Origin of the sequence: Kribbella antiqua (genome assembly GCF_004345665.1) — a bacterium.
GTDB lineage: Bacteria > Actinomycetota > Actinomycetes > Propionibacteriales > Kribbellaceae > Kribbella > Kribbella antiqua.
The window spans coordinates 358,521-376,129 of the sequence record NZ_SLWR01000011.1; the positions used below are offsets into that span (position 1 = coordinate 358,521).

17 protein-coding genes are annotated in these 17,609 nt (G+C 68.5%); 7 read left to right on the forward strand and 10 right to left on the reverse strand.

Translation table 11 applies throughout. The annotated features are described in order from the left end of the window. Positions 1 to 24: 24 nt before the first annotated feature. Both EV646_RS30000 and EV646_RS30005 read left to right on the forward strand, forming a co-directional pair. Positions 25 to 3,954, forward strand: a complete 3,930-nt coding sequence (locus EV646_RS30000) for a Pls/PosA family non-ribosomal peptide synthetase (protein ID WP_199237273.1) — start codon at positions 25 to 27, stop codon at positions 3,952 to 3,954. Next, the gene (locus EV646_RS30005) at positions 3,954 to 5,309 is read left to right on the forward strand and encodes a M1 family metallopeptidase (protein WP_132154499.1); all 1,356 of its coding nucleotides are present in this window, start codon (positions 3,954 to 3,956) and stop codon (positions 5,307 to 5,309) included. The genes EV646_RS30000 and EV646_RS30005 overlap by 1 nt, the downstream gene beginning before the upstream one ends. Here EV646_RS30005 and ispF read toward each other — a convergent pair. From ispF to EV646_RS30020, 3 genes are read right to left on the reverse strand one after another with little or no spacing between them, the layout of a single operon-like run. Continuing rightward, a complete protein-coding gene (ispF, locus tag EV646_RS30010; RefSeq protein WP_132154501.1) occupies positions 5,306 to 5,770 on the reverse strand; it encodes a 2-C-methyl-D-erythritol 2,4-cyclodiphosphate synthase in 465 nt (154 codons plus the stop codon). The two genes, EV646_RS30005 and ispF, sit on opposite strands and share 4 nt — an antisense overlap. Then, positions 5,767 to 6,462, reverse strand: coding sequence for a 2-C-methyl-D-erythritol 4-phosphate cytidylyltransferase (gene ispD, locus EV646_RS30015; RefSeq protein ID WP_132154503.1), 696 nt, complete (start codon positions 6,460 to 6,462; stop codon positions 5,767 to 5,769). Before ispD ends, ispF begins: the two co-directional genes overlap by 4 nt. A gap of 42 nt (positions 6,463 to 6,504) precedes the next feature. Next, positions 6,505 to 6,990 carry a CarD family transcriptional regulator gene (locus EV646_RS30020; protein ID WP_012918679.1) on the reverse strand — a complete coding sequence of 162 codons (486 nt, stop codon included), beginning with the start codon at positions 6,988 to 6,990 and terminating at the stop codon, positions 6,505 to 6,507. A gap of 264 nt (positions 6,991 to 7,254) precedes the next feature. Between EV646_RS30020 and EV646_RS30025 the strand changes: the two genes are divergently transcribed. Continuing rightward, a complete protein-coding gene (locus EV646_RS30025) occupies positions 7,255 to 7,788 on the forward strand; it encodes a hypothetical protein (RefSeq protein WP_132154505.1) in 534 nt (177 codons plus the stop codon). A gap of 92 nt (positions 7,789 to 7,880) precedes the next feature. Here EV646_RS30025 and EV646_RS30030 read toward each other — a convergent pair whose 3' ends face one another. From EV646_RS30030 to EV646_RS30040, 3 genes are all read right to left on the reverse strand, one after another. Next, positions 7,881 to 8,897, reverse strand: coding sequence for an iron-siderophore ABC transporter substrate-binding protein (locus EV646_RS30030; RefSeq protein WP_132154507.1), 1,017 nt, complete (start codon positions 8,895 to 8,897; stop codon positions 7,881 to 7,883). 123 nt (positions 8,898 to 9,020) lie between these two features. Next, a complete protein-coding gene (locus EV646_RS30035) occupies positions 9,021 to 9,698 on the reverse strand; it encodes a response regulator transcription factor (protein ID WP_132154509.1) in 678 nt (225 codons plus the stop codon). Beyond that, the gene (locus EV646_RS30040; protein ID WP_132154511.1) at positions 9,695 to 10,912 is read right to left on the reverse strand and encodes a sensor histidine kinase; all 1,218 of its coding nucleotides are present in this window, start codon (positions 10,910 to 10,912) and stop codon (positions 9,695 to 9,697) included. Before EV646_RS30040 ends, EV646_RS30035 begins: the two co-directional genes overlap by 4 nt. 207 nt (positions 10,913 to 11,119) lie before the next feature. On the opposite strand from EV646_RS30040, the gene phoU reads away from it, so the two are divergent. After that, positions 11,120 to 11,827 carry a phosphate signaling complex protein PhoU gene (phoU, locus tag EV646_RS30045; RefSeq protein ID WP_132154513.1) on the forward strand — a complete coding sequence of 236 codons (708 nt, stop codon included), beginning with the start codon at positions 11,120 to 11,122 and terminating at the stop codon, positions 11,825 to 11,827. A 216-nt stretch (positions 11,828 to 12,043) separates the two neighbouring features. Next, positions 12,044 to 12,277, forward strand: a complete 234-nt coding sequence (locus tag EV646_RS30050) for a hypothetical protein (RefSeq protein ID WP_132154515.1) — start codon at positions 12,044 to 12,046, stop codon at positions 12,275 to 12,277. Here EV646_RS30050 and EV646_RS30055 read toward each other — a convergent pair. Genes EV646_RS30055 through EV646_RS30070 form a run of 4 tightly spaced genes read right to left on the reverse strand, consistent with a single transcriptional unit; the run spans position 12,258 to position 15,663 of the window. Continuing rightward, on the reverse strand, positions 12,258 to 13,004 hold the full coding sequence (locus EV646_RS30055; protein ID WP_132154517.1) for a phosphoglyceromutase: 747 nt from the start codon (positions 13,002 to 13,004) through the stop codon (positions 12,258 to 12,260). The two genes, EV646_RS30050 and EV646_RS30055, sit on opposite strands and share 20 nt — an antisense overlap. Before the next feature lie 10 nt (positions 13,005 to 13,014). Then, complete coding sequence (locus EV646_RS30060; RefSeq protein WP_132154519.1) at positions 13,015 to 13,503, reverse strand: type III secretion system chaperone family protein; 489 nt, start codon at positions 13,501 to 13,503, stop codon at positions 13,015 to 13,017. Beyond that, positions 13,500 to 14,750 (reverse strand): D-inositol-3-phosphate glycosyltransferase, encoded by a 1,251-nt coding sequence (mshA, locus tag EV646_RS30065; protein ID WP_132154608.1) that lies wholly within the window; start codon positions 14,748 to 14,750, stop codon positions 13,500 to 13,502. Before mshA ends, EV646_RS30060 begins: the two co-directional genes overlap by 4 nt. A 40-nt stretch (positions 14,751 to 14,790) precedes the next feature. Then, entirely contained in the window at positions 14,791 to 15,663 is an 873-nt protein-coding gene (locus EV646_RS30070) for a helix-turn-helix transcriptional regulator (RefSeq protein ID WP_132154521.1), read from the reverse strand. Between the two features lie 130 nt (positions 15,664 to 15,793). Here EV646_RS30070 and EV646_RS30075 point away from each other — a divergent pair, with 130 nt between their 5' ends. Continuing rightward, positions 15,794 to 16,543 (forward strand): SDR family oxidoreductase, encoded by a 750-nt coding sequence (locus EV646_RS30075; protein ID WP_132154523.1) that lies wholly within the window; start codon positions 15,794 to 15,796, stop codon positions 16,541 to 16,543. Between the two features lie 84 nt (positions 16,544 to 16,627). Next, entirely contained in the window at positions 16,628 to 17,608 is a 981-nt protein-coding gene (locus EV646_RS30080; protein ID WP_132154525.1) for a hypothetical protein, read from the forward strand. Position 17,609: the final 1 nt, after the last annotated feature.

Consider the following 17,609-nt stretch of genomic DNA (forward strand, 5'->3'; position numbering starts at 1 on the left):
ACTGGGGCGCGTATGATCCGGCGCGTGACTTTGCGACGCGGGGAGCTGGCGGCGCCCGCGCGGACGCTGGTGGAGGTTCTGCAGGAGACTGCGGCCAAGTACGGCGACGAGCCGGCGTTGGATGACGGCAGTGTGAGCCTGAGTTATCGGGAGCTGCTGACCCAGACGACGAAGTTCGCCGGCCGGTTGACCGAGGCGGGGATCGGGCCGGGTGATCGGGTCGGGGTGCGGATCTCGTCGGGGCACAACGATTTGTACGTCGCGATCCTCGGCACCCTGCAGGCCGGAGCGGCGTACGTGCCGGTCGACGCGGACGACCCGGACGAGCGCGCGGAGCTGGTCTTCGGCGAGGCCGCGGTCGCCGCCACCGTCACCGACGACCTCGAGCTCACCCTCACGCGTCCCAGAGCCGACCCGCCACCGGACAACGACAACGCCGACGGCTACTACGACTACCCGTACTCGGCCCGGATGGATTCCGACAGTACGACGCGAGCCGCGCGAACCGACGGCCCCGAGCCGGACGACGACGCGTGGATCATCTTCACGTCGGGCTCGACCGGGGTGCCGAAGGGGGTCGCGGTCACGCATCGTTCGGCGGCCGCGTTCGTCGATGCGGAGGCGCGGCTGTTCCTGCAGCAGGAGCCGATCGGACCGGACGACCGGGTGCTGGCCGGGCTGTCGGTCGCGTTCGACGCGTCCTGTGAGGAGATGTGGCTCGCTTGGCGGTACGGCGCTTGCCTGGTCCCCGCGCCGCGGTCACTCGTTCGCAGCGGCATGGATCTCGGGCCGTGGTTGGTTGCCCAAGGCATCACCATCGTGTCGACCGTGCCGACGCTTGCCGCGTTGTGGCCGGCGGATGCGCTCGACCAGGTCAGGCTGCTGATCTTCGGCGGCGAGGCGTGCCCGCCGGAGCTTGCCGAGCGGCTGGCGGTCGACGGGCGCGAGGTGTGGAACACGTACGGGCCGACCGAGGCGACAGTGGTTGCCTGCGGCGCCCAGCTCACCGGCGTGGGACCGGTGCGGATCGGTTTGCCCTTGGACGGCTGGGATCTGGCCGTAGTAGATGCTAACGGCAACGAAGTCCCCGAAAACCAAATAGGCGAGCTGATCATCGGCGGGGTCGGCCTGGCCCGCTATCTCGACCCGGCGAAGGACGCGGAGAAGTTCGCGCCGATGCCGACGCTCGGCTGGGACCGCGCGTACCGCAGCGGCGACCTGGTCCGGAACGAACCGGAAGGCCTGGTGTTCATGGGCCGCGCCGACGAGCAGATCAAGCTCGGCGGCCGCCGGATCGAGCTCGGCGAGGTGGACGCGGCCCTGCAAGCGTTGCCCGGCGTCTCCGGTGCGGCAGCCGCAGTACGGGCGAGCGCCGCGGGTAACCAGTTGCTCGTCGGGTACGTCGTACCGGACGATCCCGACGCATTTGATCAAACCCAGGCGACGGCGCGGCTGAGGGAAGCCCTACCCGCGGCGCTCGTACCGCTGCTCGCCATCGTCGACACGTTGCCGACCAGGACGTCGGGCAAGGTCGACCGCAACGCGTTGCCCTGGCCGCTGCCCGGGATGGACACCGACGGACCCGCGGCCGAGCTCGACGGGACGGCAGGTTGGCTCGCCGAGCGGTGGACGAAGGTACTTGGCGCGAAAGTGACCGGCCCGGACAACGACTTCTTCCTGCACGGCGGCGGCAGCCTCGCGGCGGCCCAGCTCGTGTCGGCGCTGCGCGAGCGCTATCCCGAGGTGACCGTCGGCGACATCTACGAGTACCCACGGCTCGGCGCCCTGGCCGATCGGCTCGACGACTTCAACGTGCAACAGGCCCAGCCGGTCGAGATCCGCGACATCAGGCCGACGCCGAAGTCGACGCAGCTCCTGCAGACCGCGTTGACCCTCATCCTCCAGACCGTGGTCGGCGTCCGCTGGCTCGTCTACCTGTTCACCCTGAACAACCTCCTCGCCGAGACAGCCGGTCCACACCCCTGGATGCGGACCGTCTCCTGGTGGTGGATCCTGGCCGGCTGGCTGATCCTCATCACCCCGGCTGGCCGGATGGGCATCGCCGTCGTCGGCGCCCGCATCCTCCTCCGCAACCTGAAACCGGGTACCTATCCCAGAGGCGGCAGCGTCCACGTCCGGCTGTGGGCGGCGGAAAACCTCTCCGACGCGGCCGGCGCGGCGAACCTGGCCGGCGCACCCTGGATCGCCTACTACGCGAGGGCTCTCGGCGCGAAGATCGGCCGGGGCGTCGACCTGCACACGCTCCCACCGGTGACCGGCATGCTCACGATGGGCCGTGGCGCGTCGATCGAGCCCGAGGTCGACCTGGCCGGCTACTGGATCGACGGCGACCGACTGCACGTCGGCGCAATCAGCGTCGGATCGGACGCGGTCGTCGGATCCCGAAGCACCCTGCTGCCAGGCACCGAGATCGGCCGGAACGCCGAGATCGCCGCCGGCTCGGCCGTCTCCGGCAAGGTCCCGCCGAACGAGCGCTGGTCCGGCTCCCCCGCCAGTCGCGTCGGCCGGGCGAGGCACCCCTGGCCCGACCACCGGCCCGCGCGAGCGCCGTGGTGGGTTCTCGCGTACGGCGCTGCGTCCGCCTTCATGTCCTTGCTCCCAGTGGCGGCTGCCGCTGCGGCGATCGTCGTACTGGGTCGCGCGGTCCGGGACACGACCAGCCTGACTCAAGCTGGGGTTAAGGCGCTGACGGCTGTCCCGCTGATGACCGCGGTTGGTTTCGTGAGTCTCGCCGTACTGACGCTGATCGGCGTACGACTGCTTGGGCTCGGCATCAAACCTGGCCACTTTCCGGTCCGCAGCCGGATCGGGTGGCAGGTGTGGGCGACCGAGCGTCTGCTGGACTCGGCTCGGACGCTGCTCTTCCCGCTGTACGCGAGCCTGCTTACGCCGTGGTGGCTGCGGGCGCTCGGCGCGAAGATCGGCCGGGATGTCGAAGCGTCGACCGTGCTGCTGCTGCCGAAGATGACGACTGTCGGCGAGGGCGCGTTCCTGGCCGACGACACGATGATCGCGTCGTACGAGCTGGGCGGCGGCTGGCTCCACGTGGCCGGGGCGAAGGTTGGCAAGCGGGCCTTCCTCGGCAACTCCGGGATGACCGCACCCGGACGAAGCGTCCCGAAGAACGGACTCGTCGCCGTGCTGAGTGCGGCGCCGAAGAAGTCGAAGGCCGGTACGTCGTGGCTCGGTTCACCACCGGTGAAGCTCCGGCGCCAGGCGGTCGAGGGCGACCAGAGCCGGACGTTCAATCCGCCGCTCAAGCTCAAGATCGCGCGGGCTGTCGTTGAGCTGTGCCGGTTCGTGCCGATGATGTGCTCGGTGCTGATCGCACTGGGTGTGCTGTTCGCATTGCAGGCGCTCGACCTCTGGCTGGGGCCATGGGCAACGGTCCTGCTGTCCGGCGCGGTGATCCTCGCGGCCGGCGCTGTCGCCGGCGGGATGGCGACGGTCGCCAAGTGGGTGATTGTGGGCAAGACCCGGGCCGTCGAGTACCCACTCTGGAGCTCGTTCGTCTGGCGGAACGAGGTCGTCGACATCTTCGTCGAGCTCGTCGCGGCGCCCTGGTTCGCGAACGCGGCCGCCGGTACGCCGGTGCTCGCGCTCTGGCTGCGCACTCTCGGCGCCAAGATCGGCAAGGGAGTCTGGTGCGAGACCTACTGGTTGCCGGAGGCCGATCTGGTCACCCTCGGCGACGGGGCCACGGTGAATCGCGGTTGTGTGCTGCAAACGCACCTTTTTCATGATCGAGTTCTCTCCATGAGCACAGTCACCTTCGGGCCAGGAGCGACCCTCGGGCCCCACGGCATCGTCCTGCCGGCCGCCAGTGTGGGAGCGGGCGCTACCATCGGCCCGGTGTCTCTCGTGATGCGCGGTGAAGGTGTCCCTGATGGAACACGCTGGGCCGGGAACCCGATCGCTCCCTGGCAGGGCTGATGGTTGCCCCCCTCAAAAGGCAACAGAACAACGGGCAACCCGGTGCGGCGACCGCCGGTGATCCCTATGTGCCGACCCACGGCAACGGCGGCTACCACGTGGAGTCGTACGAGCTGGACCTCGATTACCGGGTCAACAGCAACCGGCTGAGCAGCAAGGCCACCATCACCGCCGTCGCCGACCAGGCGCTGTCCCGGATCAGCTTCGACCTGGCCGGCCTCCGGGTCTCGAAGGTGTCGGTGAACGGCCGCCGGGCCCAGCGCTACACCCATCGCTCCGGGAAACTGCACATCTGGGCGAACATCCTGGACGGCGCCGAGTTCACCGTCGACATCCAGTACGGCGGCAATCCCAAGCCCGAGGAGAGCCCATGGGGCGAACTCGGCTGGGAGGAACTCACCGAGGGCGTGATCGTCGCCAGCCAGCCGAGCGGCGCGGCGACCTGGTTCCCTTGCAACGATCACCCCGGCGACAAGGCGCATTACCGGATCACGGTCACCACCGACTCGCCGTACCACGTCGTCGCGAACGGCCGGCTCGTGTCACGCCGTACGAAAGCCAGCCGGACCAGCTGGGTCTTCGACCAGGCCGCGCCGATGGCGACGTACCTGGCGACGGTCCAGATCGGCCGGTACGACGTCGTGGAGCTGGCGGCTTCGCCGGTGACGACTCGGGCGGTGTTGCCCGCGGCGCAGATCCGGGACGTCAAGGTGGACTTCGGGCGGCAGCAGGACATGATGAAGCTGTTCTGCCAGCTGTTCGGGCCGTACCCGTTCGGTGGTTACACGGTCGTGGTGACGGACGACCCACTGGAGATTCCGCTGGAGGCGCAGGGCGTCTCGGTGTTCGGCAGCAACCATGTCGACGGCCGGCGGGGATCGGAGCGGCTGGTCGCGCACGAGCTCGCGCATCAGTGGTTCGGCAACAGTCTGACCCCGGCCAGCTGGCAGCACATCTGGCTGAACGAAGGCTTCGCCTGCTACGCCGAGTGGCTGTGGTCGGAGGAGTCCGGTGGTCTGAGCGCGGCCCAGCAGGCGACGAGGGCGCACACGCGGTTGAAGAGCCTGGAGCAGGATCTCTTGCTGTCGGATCCCGGCCCGGAGCTGATGTTCGACGACCGCCTCTACAAGCGCGGCGCGATCACCTTGCACGTACTGCGCCAGCACCTCGGCGACGACAGCTTCTTCGAACTCCTCCGCACCTGGACCAAGACCTACCGCCACGGCTCGGTGACGACGAACGACTTCATCGAACTGGCCGTCACCTTCAGCCCGGACGAGGACGTCGTACGACGCTTGTTCGCCGACTGGCTCGACGCACGCGAGCTCCCGGCCCTGCCGAAGCGGCGACGCTAGTAGATCAACGCAGTCGCGATGGCTGCGATGCCTTCGCCTCGGCCGGTCAGGCCGAGGCCGTCGGTGGTGGTGGCGCTGACGGAGATGTCGGCGTCGCAGGCGGTGCTGAGGACCTTCTCGGCCTCTTCACGGCGGGCCGCGAAGCGAGGACGGTTGCAGATGATCTGGACCGACACGTTGCCGATGCCGAACCCGGCAGCCCGGACCCGGCGCGCGGCCTCCGCGAGCAGTGTGACCCCAGAGGCGCCGGCCCACTCGGGCTCCGCCGTACCGAAGTTGGAGCCCAAGTCACCGAGCTTCGCCGCACTCAGCAACGCGTCACAGATCGCGTGCGCGGCGACATCGCCGTCCGAATGCCCCGATGGGCCGGACGTCTCCTCCGGCCAATGCAGGCCGGCCAGCCACATCGGGCGGCCTTCCACCAGCGGATGTACGTCGATGCCCGTACCGACCCGGGTCACACCAGCCGCCTCTCCGCCAGCAACGCCTCAGCCAGCAGCAGATCGCGCGGCCTGGTCACCTTGAACGCGTCCTCGGACCCCTCGACCGTCACCACGGTCACCCCGAGCCGCTCACACAACATCGCGTCATCCGTCGCCCCGATCCCACCCGCGGCATGCGCACGACGCAATACGGCGGGATCGAAACCCTGCGGAGTCTGTACGGCGACCAGCGTCGAACGGTCGGGCGTGTCGACGACCTCGCCGGCAGCCGAGACCCGCTTGATCGTGTCCGTCACCGGCACCACCGGTACGACGGCGGCCGCACCATCGCGGACCGCGGCGACAACCCGCTCGACCACCTCGACCGGGACGAAGGCCCGGGCCGCATCGTGGACGAGGACGCAGTCGATCCCGTCGACCGGGACGACCTCGAGGGCAGCCCGGACGGAGTCGGCGCGCTCGGCGCCACCCGGGATCACCAGCAGTGGGACGTTACCGGCGTACGGCTGGAGCTCCTTGCGCATGAGCTCTTCGGTGCCGGCCGGAACGGCGACCACAAAACACACGAGGTCGGCGGCGGTCGCTGCCAGCAGTCCACGCATGGCGTGGACCAGCAGCGATTCGCCACCGACCTCCCGAAACGCTTTCGGCGTCTCGCCACCGAGCCGTAAACCGAGACCGGCCGCCGGGATGATTGCCGCGGTACTCATCGGGAGCCCGCGCAGGACGGTACGGTCACGCGTTGACGACGCTTAGGAAGCGAGGACCTCGTCGAGGATGGCTTCCGCCTTGTCCTCGTTGGTGTGCTCGGCCAGGGCCAGCTCGGAGACCAGAATCTGGCGAGCCTTCGCCAGCATCCGCTTCTCACCGGCGGAGAGACCACGGTCACGCTCACGGCGCCACAGGTCGCGCACGACCTCCGCCACCTTCATCACGTCACCGGAATGCAGCTTCTCCAGGTTCGCCTTGTAGCGACGCGACCAGTTGGTCGGCTCCTCCGTGTGCGGCGCCCGAAGCACGTCGAAGACGCGCTCCAGACCAGCCTGATCCACGACGTCACGCACGCCGACGAGATCGAGGTTGCACGCGGGGACCCGGACGACCAGGTCGTTCTGAGCGACGATCCTCAAGACCAGATAGGTCTTGTCCTCACCTTTGATCTGACGGGTCTCGATGTCCTCGATGACGGCCGCTCCGTGATTGGGGTAAACAACCGTCTCGCCGACTGTGAAAGTCATATGTCACGTGCCCCTTTCCGAGATCCATCCTACCACGCGGTCGCTGGTCCGGTCGGGGCGTTTGCGCTGGTCAGGGGCCACTTCCTGCCTTGACAAACGCTCTCAGGCGTGCCTCGTGCGCGCGTGAATGGTTGCCGGGGACACCATCACCACAGCCCGTGACCGCCATCCCGGCGTCGGACCCGGCGACGGGTGAGGCTACGCTTTGGTGCGCCGGAGGCGGCTGCCCCATGGCGTCGAACTGCTTGCAGGAGAGGGATTCCAGTGCCGATCACGTTGTCCTCGCGGTCACTACGGCGAACCGCGCTGGCGGGTGCCGCCGCCACCCTGAGTCTCGCGCTGACAGCGTGTGGGGCGAGCTTCAACGCGCAGACCCAGAAGCCCTACCAGGCGGCCGAGGGCACCAATATCGATTCGGGCTCGATCAAGGTCCGGAACATGCTCGTACTGGCCAAGGAGGACGGCAAGGGCGAGCTGCACAGCGCGATCATCAACGACGGCAGCTCCGACGACACCTTGGTCGGCATCGCCCAGGCGCCGGCGGACACGCCGGACGGCCAGGACGGCAGCTGGCAGCCGGGTGAGGTCACGTTCGGCAACGTCCGGACCTTCACCCTGAAGTCCGGCGACGCGCTCACCCTGCCGCCGACCAGCGGCGGCGAGCCGATCACGGTCACCGGCGTCAAGCCGGGCCAGATGGTGAACCTGACGATCACGTTCGGTCAGGCCGCCCCGATCACCGCCTACGTCCCGGTCCTGACCGAGGACCACTACTCCCCGACGCCGTCGTCGGAGTAGCCCCGACCTGAACAGCCGAACGGGCCGCCCCGGCGCGGGACGGCCCGTTCGTCGTACCACTGGGGCCTGTGGCCGAGGCCCCCGCAGGACTTTTAACCGGCGGCCTGAGCGGCCTTCGCGAGGTTCGGGACGATCTTGTCCAGCACCCACGGGACGCTCAGCACGCTGACCGCGCTCATCCCGGAGATGACCTGCTGGTCCTCCATCACGTACGCACTGCCGCGCTTGACCGCGGCGAGCGACGAGTAGACCGGGTCGGCGTCGAACTTCTGCGCGCCCAGCCCGTCGACGTACGCGACCACCACGTCGGCGTCGACGTCCGGCACCTTCTCCTTGCTGATCGTGACCGCGAACTCCTTCTTCGTGTTAGCGGCCTGCAGTTTGTCGACGCCCGGCGCGTTCACGAAGCCCATCTCGTTCAGGATCTGCACCCGCGGGTCGGTCGGCATGTAGACGTAGTTGTCGGTGCCGAACGAGCCGACGGTGATCGTCTTGCCCTTGAACTCGGGGTGCTCGGAGGCGACCTGCGCGATCTTGTCCTTGATGCCGGTGATCAGCTTCTCCGCCTCGGCCTTCTTACCCAGCGCCTCACCGACCAGCAGAGTCTGGTCCTGCCAGGTGGTCTGCCACGGTGCACCTGGGTAGGCGACGGTCGGCGCGATGTCCGACAGCGTCTTGTACGTCGCCGCGTCGAAGCCCTCGTACGGCGCCAGGATCACGTCCGGCTTCAGCGCCGCGATCTTCTCGAACGGGAACTTGTCGCTGGTATCGAGCAGCTCGGTCTTGGATGCGTCGAACTTGCCGGCGTCCCAGGCGGTGACACCCGCCGCGGTCGGGCCGTACGTCACCTTCGGCATCCCGACCGGTGTCTCACCGAGCGCGTAAACCACGTCCTGCGCGTTCCAGCCGAGCGTGACGATCCGCTCCGGCTTCTTGGTGATGGTGGTCTCGCCGAAGGTGTTCTTCAACGTGACCGGGAACCCGGCGGACGCCGTACTCGCGGAACTGCCGGCCTGCTGGCCGTCGTCGCTCCCGCAGGCGGTCAGCGAGGTCGTCGCGACCAGCACGGTGGCGATCGCGGTGACGGCCCGGGTACGGGACCAGGACATGGTGACTCTCCTTAGACTGGATGCCTCAACTAAGGAGAGCCTAAGCTAACCCCGCAGCCGTCGCGACCTGTGGGGATGTGACTCAGGACTCGGACCGGGTGGCGAGAACCCGGCCGCTGTGTCTCAGGATTCGAACTTGTAGCCCAGACCACGCACCGTTACGAGGTGCTGCGGATTCGAGGGGTCCTTCTCCAGCTTGGAACGCAGCCGCTTGACGTGGACGTCGAGCGTCTTGGTGTCACCCACGTAGTCGGCGCCCCAGATCCGGTCGATCAGCTGCCCGCGGGTGAGCACCCGGCCGGTGTTGCGCAGCAGCATCTCGAGCAGCTCGAACTCCTTGAGCGGGAGCCGGATCTCGGTCCCGGACACCGTCACCACGTGCCGCTCCACGTCCATCCGGACCGGACCGGCCTCCAGCGTGTCGGGCAACAGCTCGACGTCCTGGCCACGCCGCAGTACGGCGCGGATCCGGGCCAGCAGCTCCCGGGGGCTGTAGGGCTTGGTGACGTAGTCGTCGGCGCCCAGCTCGAGCCCGACCACCTTGTCCACCTCAGTGTCCTTGGCGCTGACGATGATCACCGGGACGTTGCCCCGGCTACGCAGTGCCCGGCACACCTCCGTGCCGGACAGACCCGGCAGCATCAGGTCGAGCAGGACGATGTCCGCACCGGCTCGGTCGTACTCCTCCAGCGCGTCCGGGCCGGTCTCCGCGACGGCGACCTCGAACCCTTCCTTGCGCAGGACGTACGACAACGCGTCGCTGTAGCTCTCTTCGTCTTCGACGACCAGCACTCGGGTCACGAAGCTGCCTCCTTGGTTCGTTGCGCTGGCGGGGTAGGCGCCAGGCGAATGGCCGGCTCCTCCTGGCTGGAGGAGTCGGTCTGACCCGGTACGGGTTCAAGCCGCAGCGGGAGTCTCACGGTGAAGGTGGAGCCCTGGCCTTCGACACTCCACACGCGCACATCGCCTCCGTGGATGGAGGCGATGTGTTTGACGATGGAGAGGCCGAGGCCGGTCCCACCGGTTTCCCGGCTCCGGGCCCGGTCGACCCGGTAGAACCGCTCGAAGATGCGTTCCAGGTCGCTGCTCGGGATGCCGACACCCTGGTCGCTGACGGTGATCTCGACCAGGTCGCCGATCGGGTGTGCGGCGACCGCGACCCGGGTGCCGTCGGGGCTGTAGTTGACCGCGTTCTCGACCAGGTTCCCGATCGCCATGGCCAGCTGATCCTCGCTGCCCATCACCTCGAGCTCGGGCTCGGTCTTCACCACGATCTTGATCTCGCGGTCGTCGGCGTCGATCCGGCAGCGGTCGATGGCGGTGTCGATCACGGCGTTGATGTCGACCGGGCCGGGGTTCTCCAGCGGGTCGTCGCCCTGCAGCCGGGACAGCTCGATGATCTCCTTCACCAGTCGGCTCAGCCGGGACGCCTCGACCCGCATCCGCCCGGAGAACCGCTGGACGGCCTCCGGGTCGTCGGACGCCTCCGACACCGCGTCGGCGAGCAGGATCAGGGCGCCGATGGGAGTCTTCAGCTCGTGACTGACGTTGACGGTGAAGTCGCGCCGGATCGCCTCCAGGCGGCGTTCCCGGGTCCGGTCCTCGACCAGGACCAGCACCAACTGGCTGCCCAGCGGCGCCACCCGGGCACTCACGTACTGCGTCGCGCCGAGCCGGCCGCGGACGATCTCCAGGTCCTGCTGGCGGATCTCGCCGTCCCGCCGGACCGCCCGGACCATGGTCAGCAGGTCGTCCACGACCAGCCGCTCACCCCGGACGATGCCGAGGACGTGCGCCGGGGCGCTGGCCTGGAGCACCTGGTCCTCGGGGCCCATCACCACCGCCGAGGAGCGCAGTACGGACAGCACCGTGGCGACGCCGGCGGGGACGATCGGGTCCGGGGACTCCGGGATCTTCTGCTGCGCCCGCTCGCTGAGCATCATGGCACCGAGCGAAAGCAGGGCCAGGGCCGCGCCGATGACGCCGCCCAGCACCGCAGCCAGCGTGGGGTCCACGGCATCGATGCTACGCGGGCAACCAGCAGGGAAAGACCGAATGAGCACCGGATGACCGGGACACGACACAACTGTTCATCGGTCGTTCACCACTCGTCGCCATCCGGCAACCTCGACGGCATACGGTCACCACTGAGCGGGTACCTGCCCTGTGCCGGCCCACTCCGCCGCTGCGGCACCGGACACCACAGATCGGAAACGAACACAATGCGTGACAGTTACCACGAGCAGCTCGACGACATCCTCGCCGAACTGGAGCGGATGACCCGGACGGTGTCCACCGCCGTACGACGCTCGACCACCGCGCTGCTGACCGCCGACATCCGGCAGGCCGAAGAGGTCATCGCCGCCGACATCCAGCTGGATGCGGCCGGTGAAGGTGTCGAGGACAAGGTCTTCGAGCTGATGGCCCGGCAGTCGCCGGTGGCCAACGAGCTGCGGATGCTGGTCGCGGCGCTGCGGATGGTGGCCGACCTGGAGCGGATGGGCGACCTCGCCGCGCACGTGTCGAAGATCGCCCGGATGCGCTACCCGGCTCCGGCTATCCCGGACGAGCTGCACAGCGTCATCGAGGAGATGGGCTCGGTCGCGGGCAAGATGGTGGACGCCGCGGGTGACGTGATCAAGACCCGGGACGTCGAGGCCGCCGGCCGGCTCGAGGCCACCGACGACTTGATGGACAAGCTGCGCAGCAACCAGTTCCGGCTGATGATGGACGACGCCTGGCCGCACGGCGTCGAGGTCGCGGTCGACATCGCCCTGCTCGGCCGGTACTACGAGCGCATCTCCGACCACGCCGTCTCGATGGCCCGCCGCGTCGTCTACCTCGTCACCGGCGAACTCCCGGTAGCCGTCGGCGGTACGGCGGCAGGCTCTGGCGCCGGCGCCTCAGCCCCGAACCCCAACGGCAACTGACTTGCAGCAGCACAAGGCGCCCCCGGCACTGGTTGCCGGGGGCGCCTTTCGCGCGTCCCGCGATTCCCACCCCCGGCATTTCAGGGGTGAACCCCTCAGGTGGTGGGTTGCGGAGGCAAAATTTGGGTCCGCAACCCACAAGTCACGGGGTTGACCCCTGAAATGGCGGAGCGGCGGACGAAGCGGGCGCGGTGGGCAAGGGGTACCGTCGCCGGCATGGATGAATCGGTGACCGACCGGCTGATCAGCGCCGATGTGTCAGCAATGGACGGCGCCGAGATGCGCGCGCATCTCGACGCTGTGCAGCAGCACCTGCGGAGCCTGCAGCAGGCCCAACTCGCGCTGCTCGACGAGAATCCCGAGATCGTCGCTCAGCGTCCCGAGCTGGTTGCCCTGCTCGATCAGCTTCGCGCAGAGAATCCCGGCCCGGTCAGCGGCCCTGGTTCTTGACGGCCTCGATGGCTTCCTTGGCCGCGGTGGGGTCGAGGTACTCGCCGCCGGGGGTGACCGGGCGGAAGTTCTCGTCGAGTTCGTAGTAGAGGGGGATGCCGGTGGGGATGTTGAGGCCGACGATGGTCTTCTCGTCGAGGTTGTCGAGGTGCTTGACCAGGGCGCGCAGGGAGTTGCCGTGCGCGGTGACCAGGACGGTCTTGCCGTCGCGCAGGTCCGGCACGATCGCGTCGTACCAGTAGGGCAGCATCCGCTCGACGACGTCCTTCAGGCACTCGGTCGCCGGCAGGATCTCCGGCGGGAGCCCGGCGTACCGCGGGTCGCCGGCCTGGTCGTACTCGGAGCCGCGCTCGATCGGCGGCGGCGGGGTGTCGTAGGAGCGGCGGAAAAGCATGAACTGCTCCTCGCCGAGCTCCTCCAGGGTCTGCTTCTTGTCCTTGCCCTGCAGGCCGCCGTAGTGCCGCTCGTTCAGCCGCCAGGACCGGCGTACGTCGATCCACTGGCGGTCGGCCACCTCGAGCGCGATGGTGGCGGTCCGGATGGCGCGGCGCAGCACCGAGGTGTGCAGTACGTCGGGCAGCAGGTCACGCTCGCGCAGGAGCTCACCACCGCGGTGCGCCTCCTCGACGCCCTGAGCGTTCAGGTCGACGTCGACCCAGCCGGTGAAGAGGTTCTTGGCGTTCCAGTCGCTGTGGCCGTGGCGGAGCAGGATCAGGCGATAGGTCATGCCTGCAAGCCTACTGGGGCTCCAGCCAGCCCTTGAACGCGTCCAGATTCCGGGTCGACTCACCCCGGGACACCCGCCACTCGTACTCCTTGCGGATCGACGACGCGAACCCGAGCTCAAGGATCGTGTTGAACGACGAGTCGGCGTACTCGAGTACGGCGCCGAGCAGCCGGTCCATCTCGGTCGGGGTGATCGCATGCAGCGGGACGCGCCCGTCCAGGTGGATGTCCCCGAGGTGGTCGACGGCGAACGCGACGCCGTACATCTTCAGGTTCCGCTCCAGTAGCCAGCGGTAGACGGCCTCGTGGTTCTCGTCCGGGCGGCGGGCGACGAAGGCGTGCACGTGGAGCGCCTGCGGGCCGACCGTCAGCGTGACCGTCGTCTTCAGCTTCCGCTCGCCCGGCAGGTCCGCGGTGAACGCGCCGGGCTCGCCCTCGGTGAAGTCGAGCTCGTTCTCCTTCAGCACCTGGCGGATCACGTCCGCCGCCGAAACTCTCACCCGATTACCTCCGCGGCCAGGTCGGCCGCCATTGTTTGCGCCGCGGTCCGGTACGCCGACAGCGTCTTGCGCGCGGTCAGCTCCCAGCCGAAGCCCTGGGCGTGCTTGACCGCCGCCCGGCTCATCGTCTCGCGCCGGACCGGATCCGTCGCGATCCGGCTCAGCGCGTCGGCGAAGTCGTCCACCGCGTGGCCCGGCACCAGCAGCCCGGTCTGGCCGTCCGCGACCGCGGTGGTCAGCCCGCCGACAGCCGCCGCGACCACCGGCGTCCCGCAGGCCTGCGCCTCCAGCGCGACCAGCCCGAACGATTCCGAGTACGACGGCACGCACACGACCGAGGCGGCTCGGTACCAGTCGGCCAGCCCGGATCGCTCCATCGGCTTCACGAACCGGGTCACGTCGTCCACCCCGAGCGCCCGGGCCAGCTCGGCATGGGACTCGGGATGCTCCATCCCGTTGCCCGACGGTCCACCGATGATGGCGACCACGAGTCGCTGCCGCAATGACGGATCTCGTTCCAGCATCCGCGCGGCCGCCCGGATCAGCAGGTCCGGCGCCTTCAACGGCTGGATCCGCCCGACGAACGCCAGTACGACGGCATCCTCCGGCAGACCGACCGCACGCCTGGACCCGGCCTGGTCGCCCGGGCTGAAGACCTCCAGATCGACTCCTGGGTTGACCACTCCGACCTTCGCGGGCTGAGCGCCGTACAGGGTGATCAGCTCGTTCCGCTCGTCGTCGGTGTTGGCCAGCAAGCGGTCCGCGGCCTCGACGACCTGCTCCTCGCCGAGCAGCCGGGCCGGCGGCTCCGGTACGTCGTCCTCCGCGAGGCTGGCGTTCTTCACCTTCGCCATCGTGTGCATGGTGTGGACGAGCGGCACGGCCCAGCGGTCGCGGGCGAGCAGGCCGACCTGGCCGGACAGCCAGTAGTGCGAGTGGATCACGTCGTAGTACCCGGGCTCGTGGATCGCCTCCGCTCTGAGGACGGCGCGGGCGAACGTGCACAGCTGGGCGGGCAGTTCGTTCTTGGTCAGGCCTTCGTAGGGCCCGGCGGCGACGTTGCGGACCATCACGCCGGGCATCAGCTCCACCCGGGCGGGCAGGGCCGACGAGGTCGCGCGGGTGAAGACGTCGACCTCGATCCCGAGGTCGGCAAGGCGCTTCGACAGTTCCACCACATAGACGTTCATCCCGCCGGCGTCCCCGGTACCGGGCTGGTCGAGCGGCGATGTGTGCAGGCTGATCATCGCGACCCGCCGGAGCGGACGGTCTGCTTCGGTCACCTCGTCAGGGTAACTCCGGCTCCGTCTGCAGGCGTTCGCGCTCGGGCGCCGTCCAGCTGGCGAGCAGCCGCAGAGCCTGCTCGGACGGCGAACCCGGCTCGACGGAATAGGTGACCAGCAGCTGATCCTGGTCGCCGGGGAGCTGCAGGGTCTCGTACTGGACCGTGATCTCGCCGACCAGCGGGTGGTGCAGGACCTTGGCGCCGAAGCTCTTGTCCTTGACGTCGTGCCTGGCCCAGTGCTCCCGGAACTCGGGGCTGTGGATCGACAGCTCGCCCACCAACTCGCCGAGCTCGGGGTCGTCCGGGTAGCGACCGGCGTACATGCGGAGGTAGTCGACGCTCTCGGCGGCGACCGCGTCCCAGTCCGGATAGAGATCCCGGGCGGACTCGTCCAGGAAGATCATCCGAGGGACATTGCGCTGCCTGGGTTCGAGCTTGTCCAAGTCGCCGATCAGGGCCGCCGCCAGCCGGTTCCAGGCCAGCACGTCCATCCTGCGTCCGAGTACGAAGGCCGGTACGTGGTCCATCGCGTCGATCAGCTGCTGCAGCCCTGGCCTGACCCGTTGCGCCGCCGTACGGCGTTTCGTCGTACGGCGGACTGGTTTCGCCAACCGGGCCAGGTGTTCGCGCTCGTCGCCGGTCAGGCTGAGAATGTCCGCGACAGCATCCAGGATCTCCTGGGACACGTTGTCGGCGCGGCCTTGCTCGAGGCGGACGTAGTAGTCGGCGCTGACGCCGGCGGCCTGGGCCAGCTCCTCACGACGCAGTCCGGGCACACGACGACGGCCGGAGAACACCTTCAGTCCAAGGTCTTCCGGGCGTACCCGGGCTCTCCTCGACTTCAGGAACTCGGTCAGCTCCGCACGACGATCCATGCGGTCCAGTATCCAAGGTGCGTGATTGCGGATCCTGGTCCTGTCAGACCCAGGTTCAGCAGACGACTGGGTAAAGCCTCAGCGGGGGCAGCAGGCTCTGTGTCATCAACCAACTCTTCTGGGAGAAACGATGACGAACCTTCCTCTGGCCGGCCGCAACGCAGTCGTCACGGGTGCCGCGAGCGGTATCGGTGCCGCGATCGCCGAGCAGCTCGCGGCCGACGGTGCCACGGTCGCCCTGGTGGCACGCCGTACCGATCGCCTGGACGACCTGGCCGGCAAGCTCGGCGCGGGTGCTTTCGGTGTCGGCATGGACGTCACGTCGCAGGACTCCGTCGACCACGGCGTCGGCGTCATCGGTGACCGGCTCGGCCGCGTCGACCTGCTCGTGAACGCCGCAGGCGTGATGCTCGCCGCACCGGTCGAGCAGGTCCGGCTGAACGACTGGACCCGGATGATCGACACCAACCTGACTGGAGTCCTCCGGCTGATCGGCGCCTTCACCCCCGACCTGATCGCAGCCGGCTCCGAAGGCAAGACCGCTGACCTGGTGAACATCTCGTCGATCGGCGCCCACCTGACCTTCCCCGGGTACGGCGTCTACAGCGCGACCAAGGCGGCCCTGACCCACCTGTCGGCATCGCTCCGGGCGGACCTGTCGCCGTACGACGTCCGCGTCACCAACATCGAGCCAGGACTGACCGCTACCGAACTGGGCGACCAGCTCGATGGCGCCGGCCAGGAACTGCTGGCCACGATGAACGAACAGATCGGCCCGCTCGAGGCGCGCGATATCGCGGATGTGGTCGCCTTCGCCGTCTCCCGCCGTCGTGAAGTCAACCTCCGCCAGATCATCGCGCTGCCGACGCGCCAGGCCTGAGGTTTCCAGGGTGGGGTTATCTCCACCAAGGCTGGGGGGCTCGCTCCAGTGCGGTACGGCGAGTGCGCCGAAAGCATTGATCACATGCGTACCGTCCTCGAAGAAGCCAAGTCCTGGCACCGTCCCTTGATGCTGATGGTGCTCGTCATGGCCGGCCTCAGCCTGGCCGCCGGCATCGGTCTCCTGGTCGACAGCCGGGAGATCCTCAACGAGTCCGTGTGGCTCAAGCCGTTCAAGTTCGGCATCTCGTTCGTCCTGTACGGCGCGACGCTCGCGTGGCTGCTTTCCAAGCTGCGCAAGGCGAAACGCCTCGGCTGGTGGACGGGGACGGTGTTCGCGATCACCGGTTTGGTCGATGTCGGATTCATCGTCGTCCAGGCCGCCCGCGGGACGTTCAGTCACTTCAACGCCAACACCGACACGTTCAACCAGGTCGGGCAGCAGGTGTTCATGTCCGGAGTCCTTGGCCTGTTCGGCGCCAGTCTGGTGATCGCGATCATGCTGCAGTTCCAGCGCATCGGCGACGCACCACTTGTCCGGGCCATCCGGGTCGGCCTCGGTCTGGCCGTCGCCGGGATGGCGATCGCCTTCTACCTCGTGGGTTCGAACGGCTCGCGGGAGGAGGTCGTGGATGCGAACGGTCATCCGGTCACCTTGGCCGGCAGCCACGGCATCGGTGTCGAGTCCGGCGGGCCAGGTATGCCGTTGACCCACTGGAGCACTGTCGGCGGTGACCTGCGCATCCCGCACTTCGTCGGACTGCACGCGATCCAGTTCCTGCTGATTACCGTGCTGGTGCTGCAGGTTCTCGCTGCCCGGGTCGTGTGGTTGCGGTCCGAGCGCGTCCGGGCGCGCCTCGTCGGCGTGGTCGCCTTCGGGTACGCCGGCTTGATGGTCACGGTGACGGTTCAGGCGTTCCGGGGTCAGGCTTTGATCCATCCTGACGGACAGACGCTGGGTCTGCTGGCGGGCTTCGCGGCCATCACCGTTGCGGCGCTGGCCGGTGTGGTCGGGGCCGCTCGCCGAGTCCCGGTGGGCACGCAGGCGGAGCCGACGCGAGTCTGAG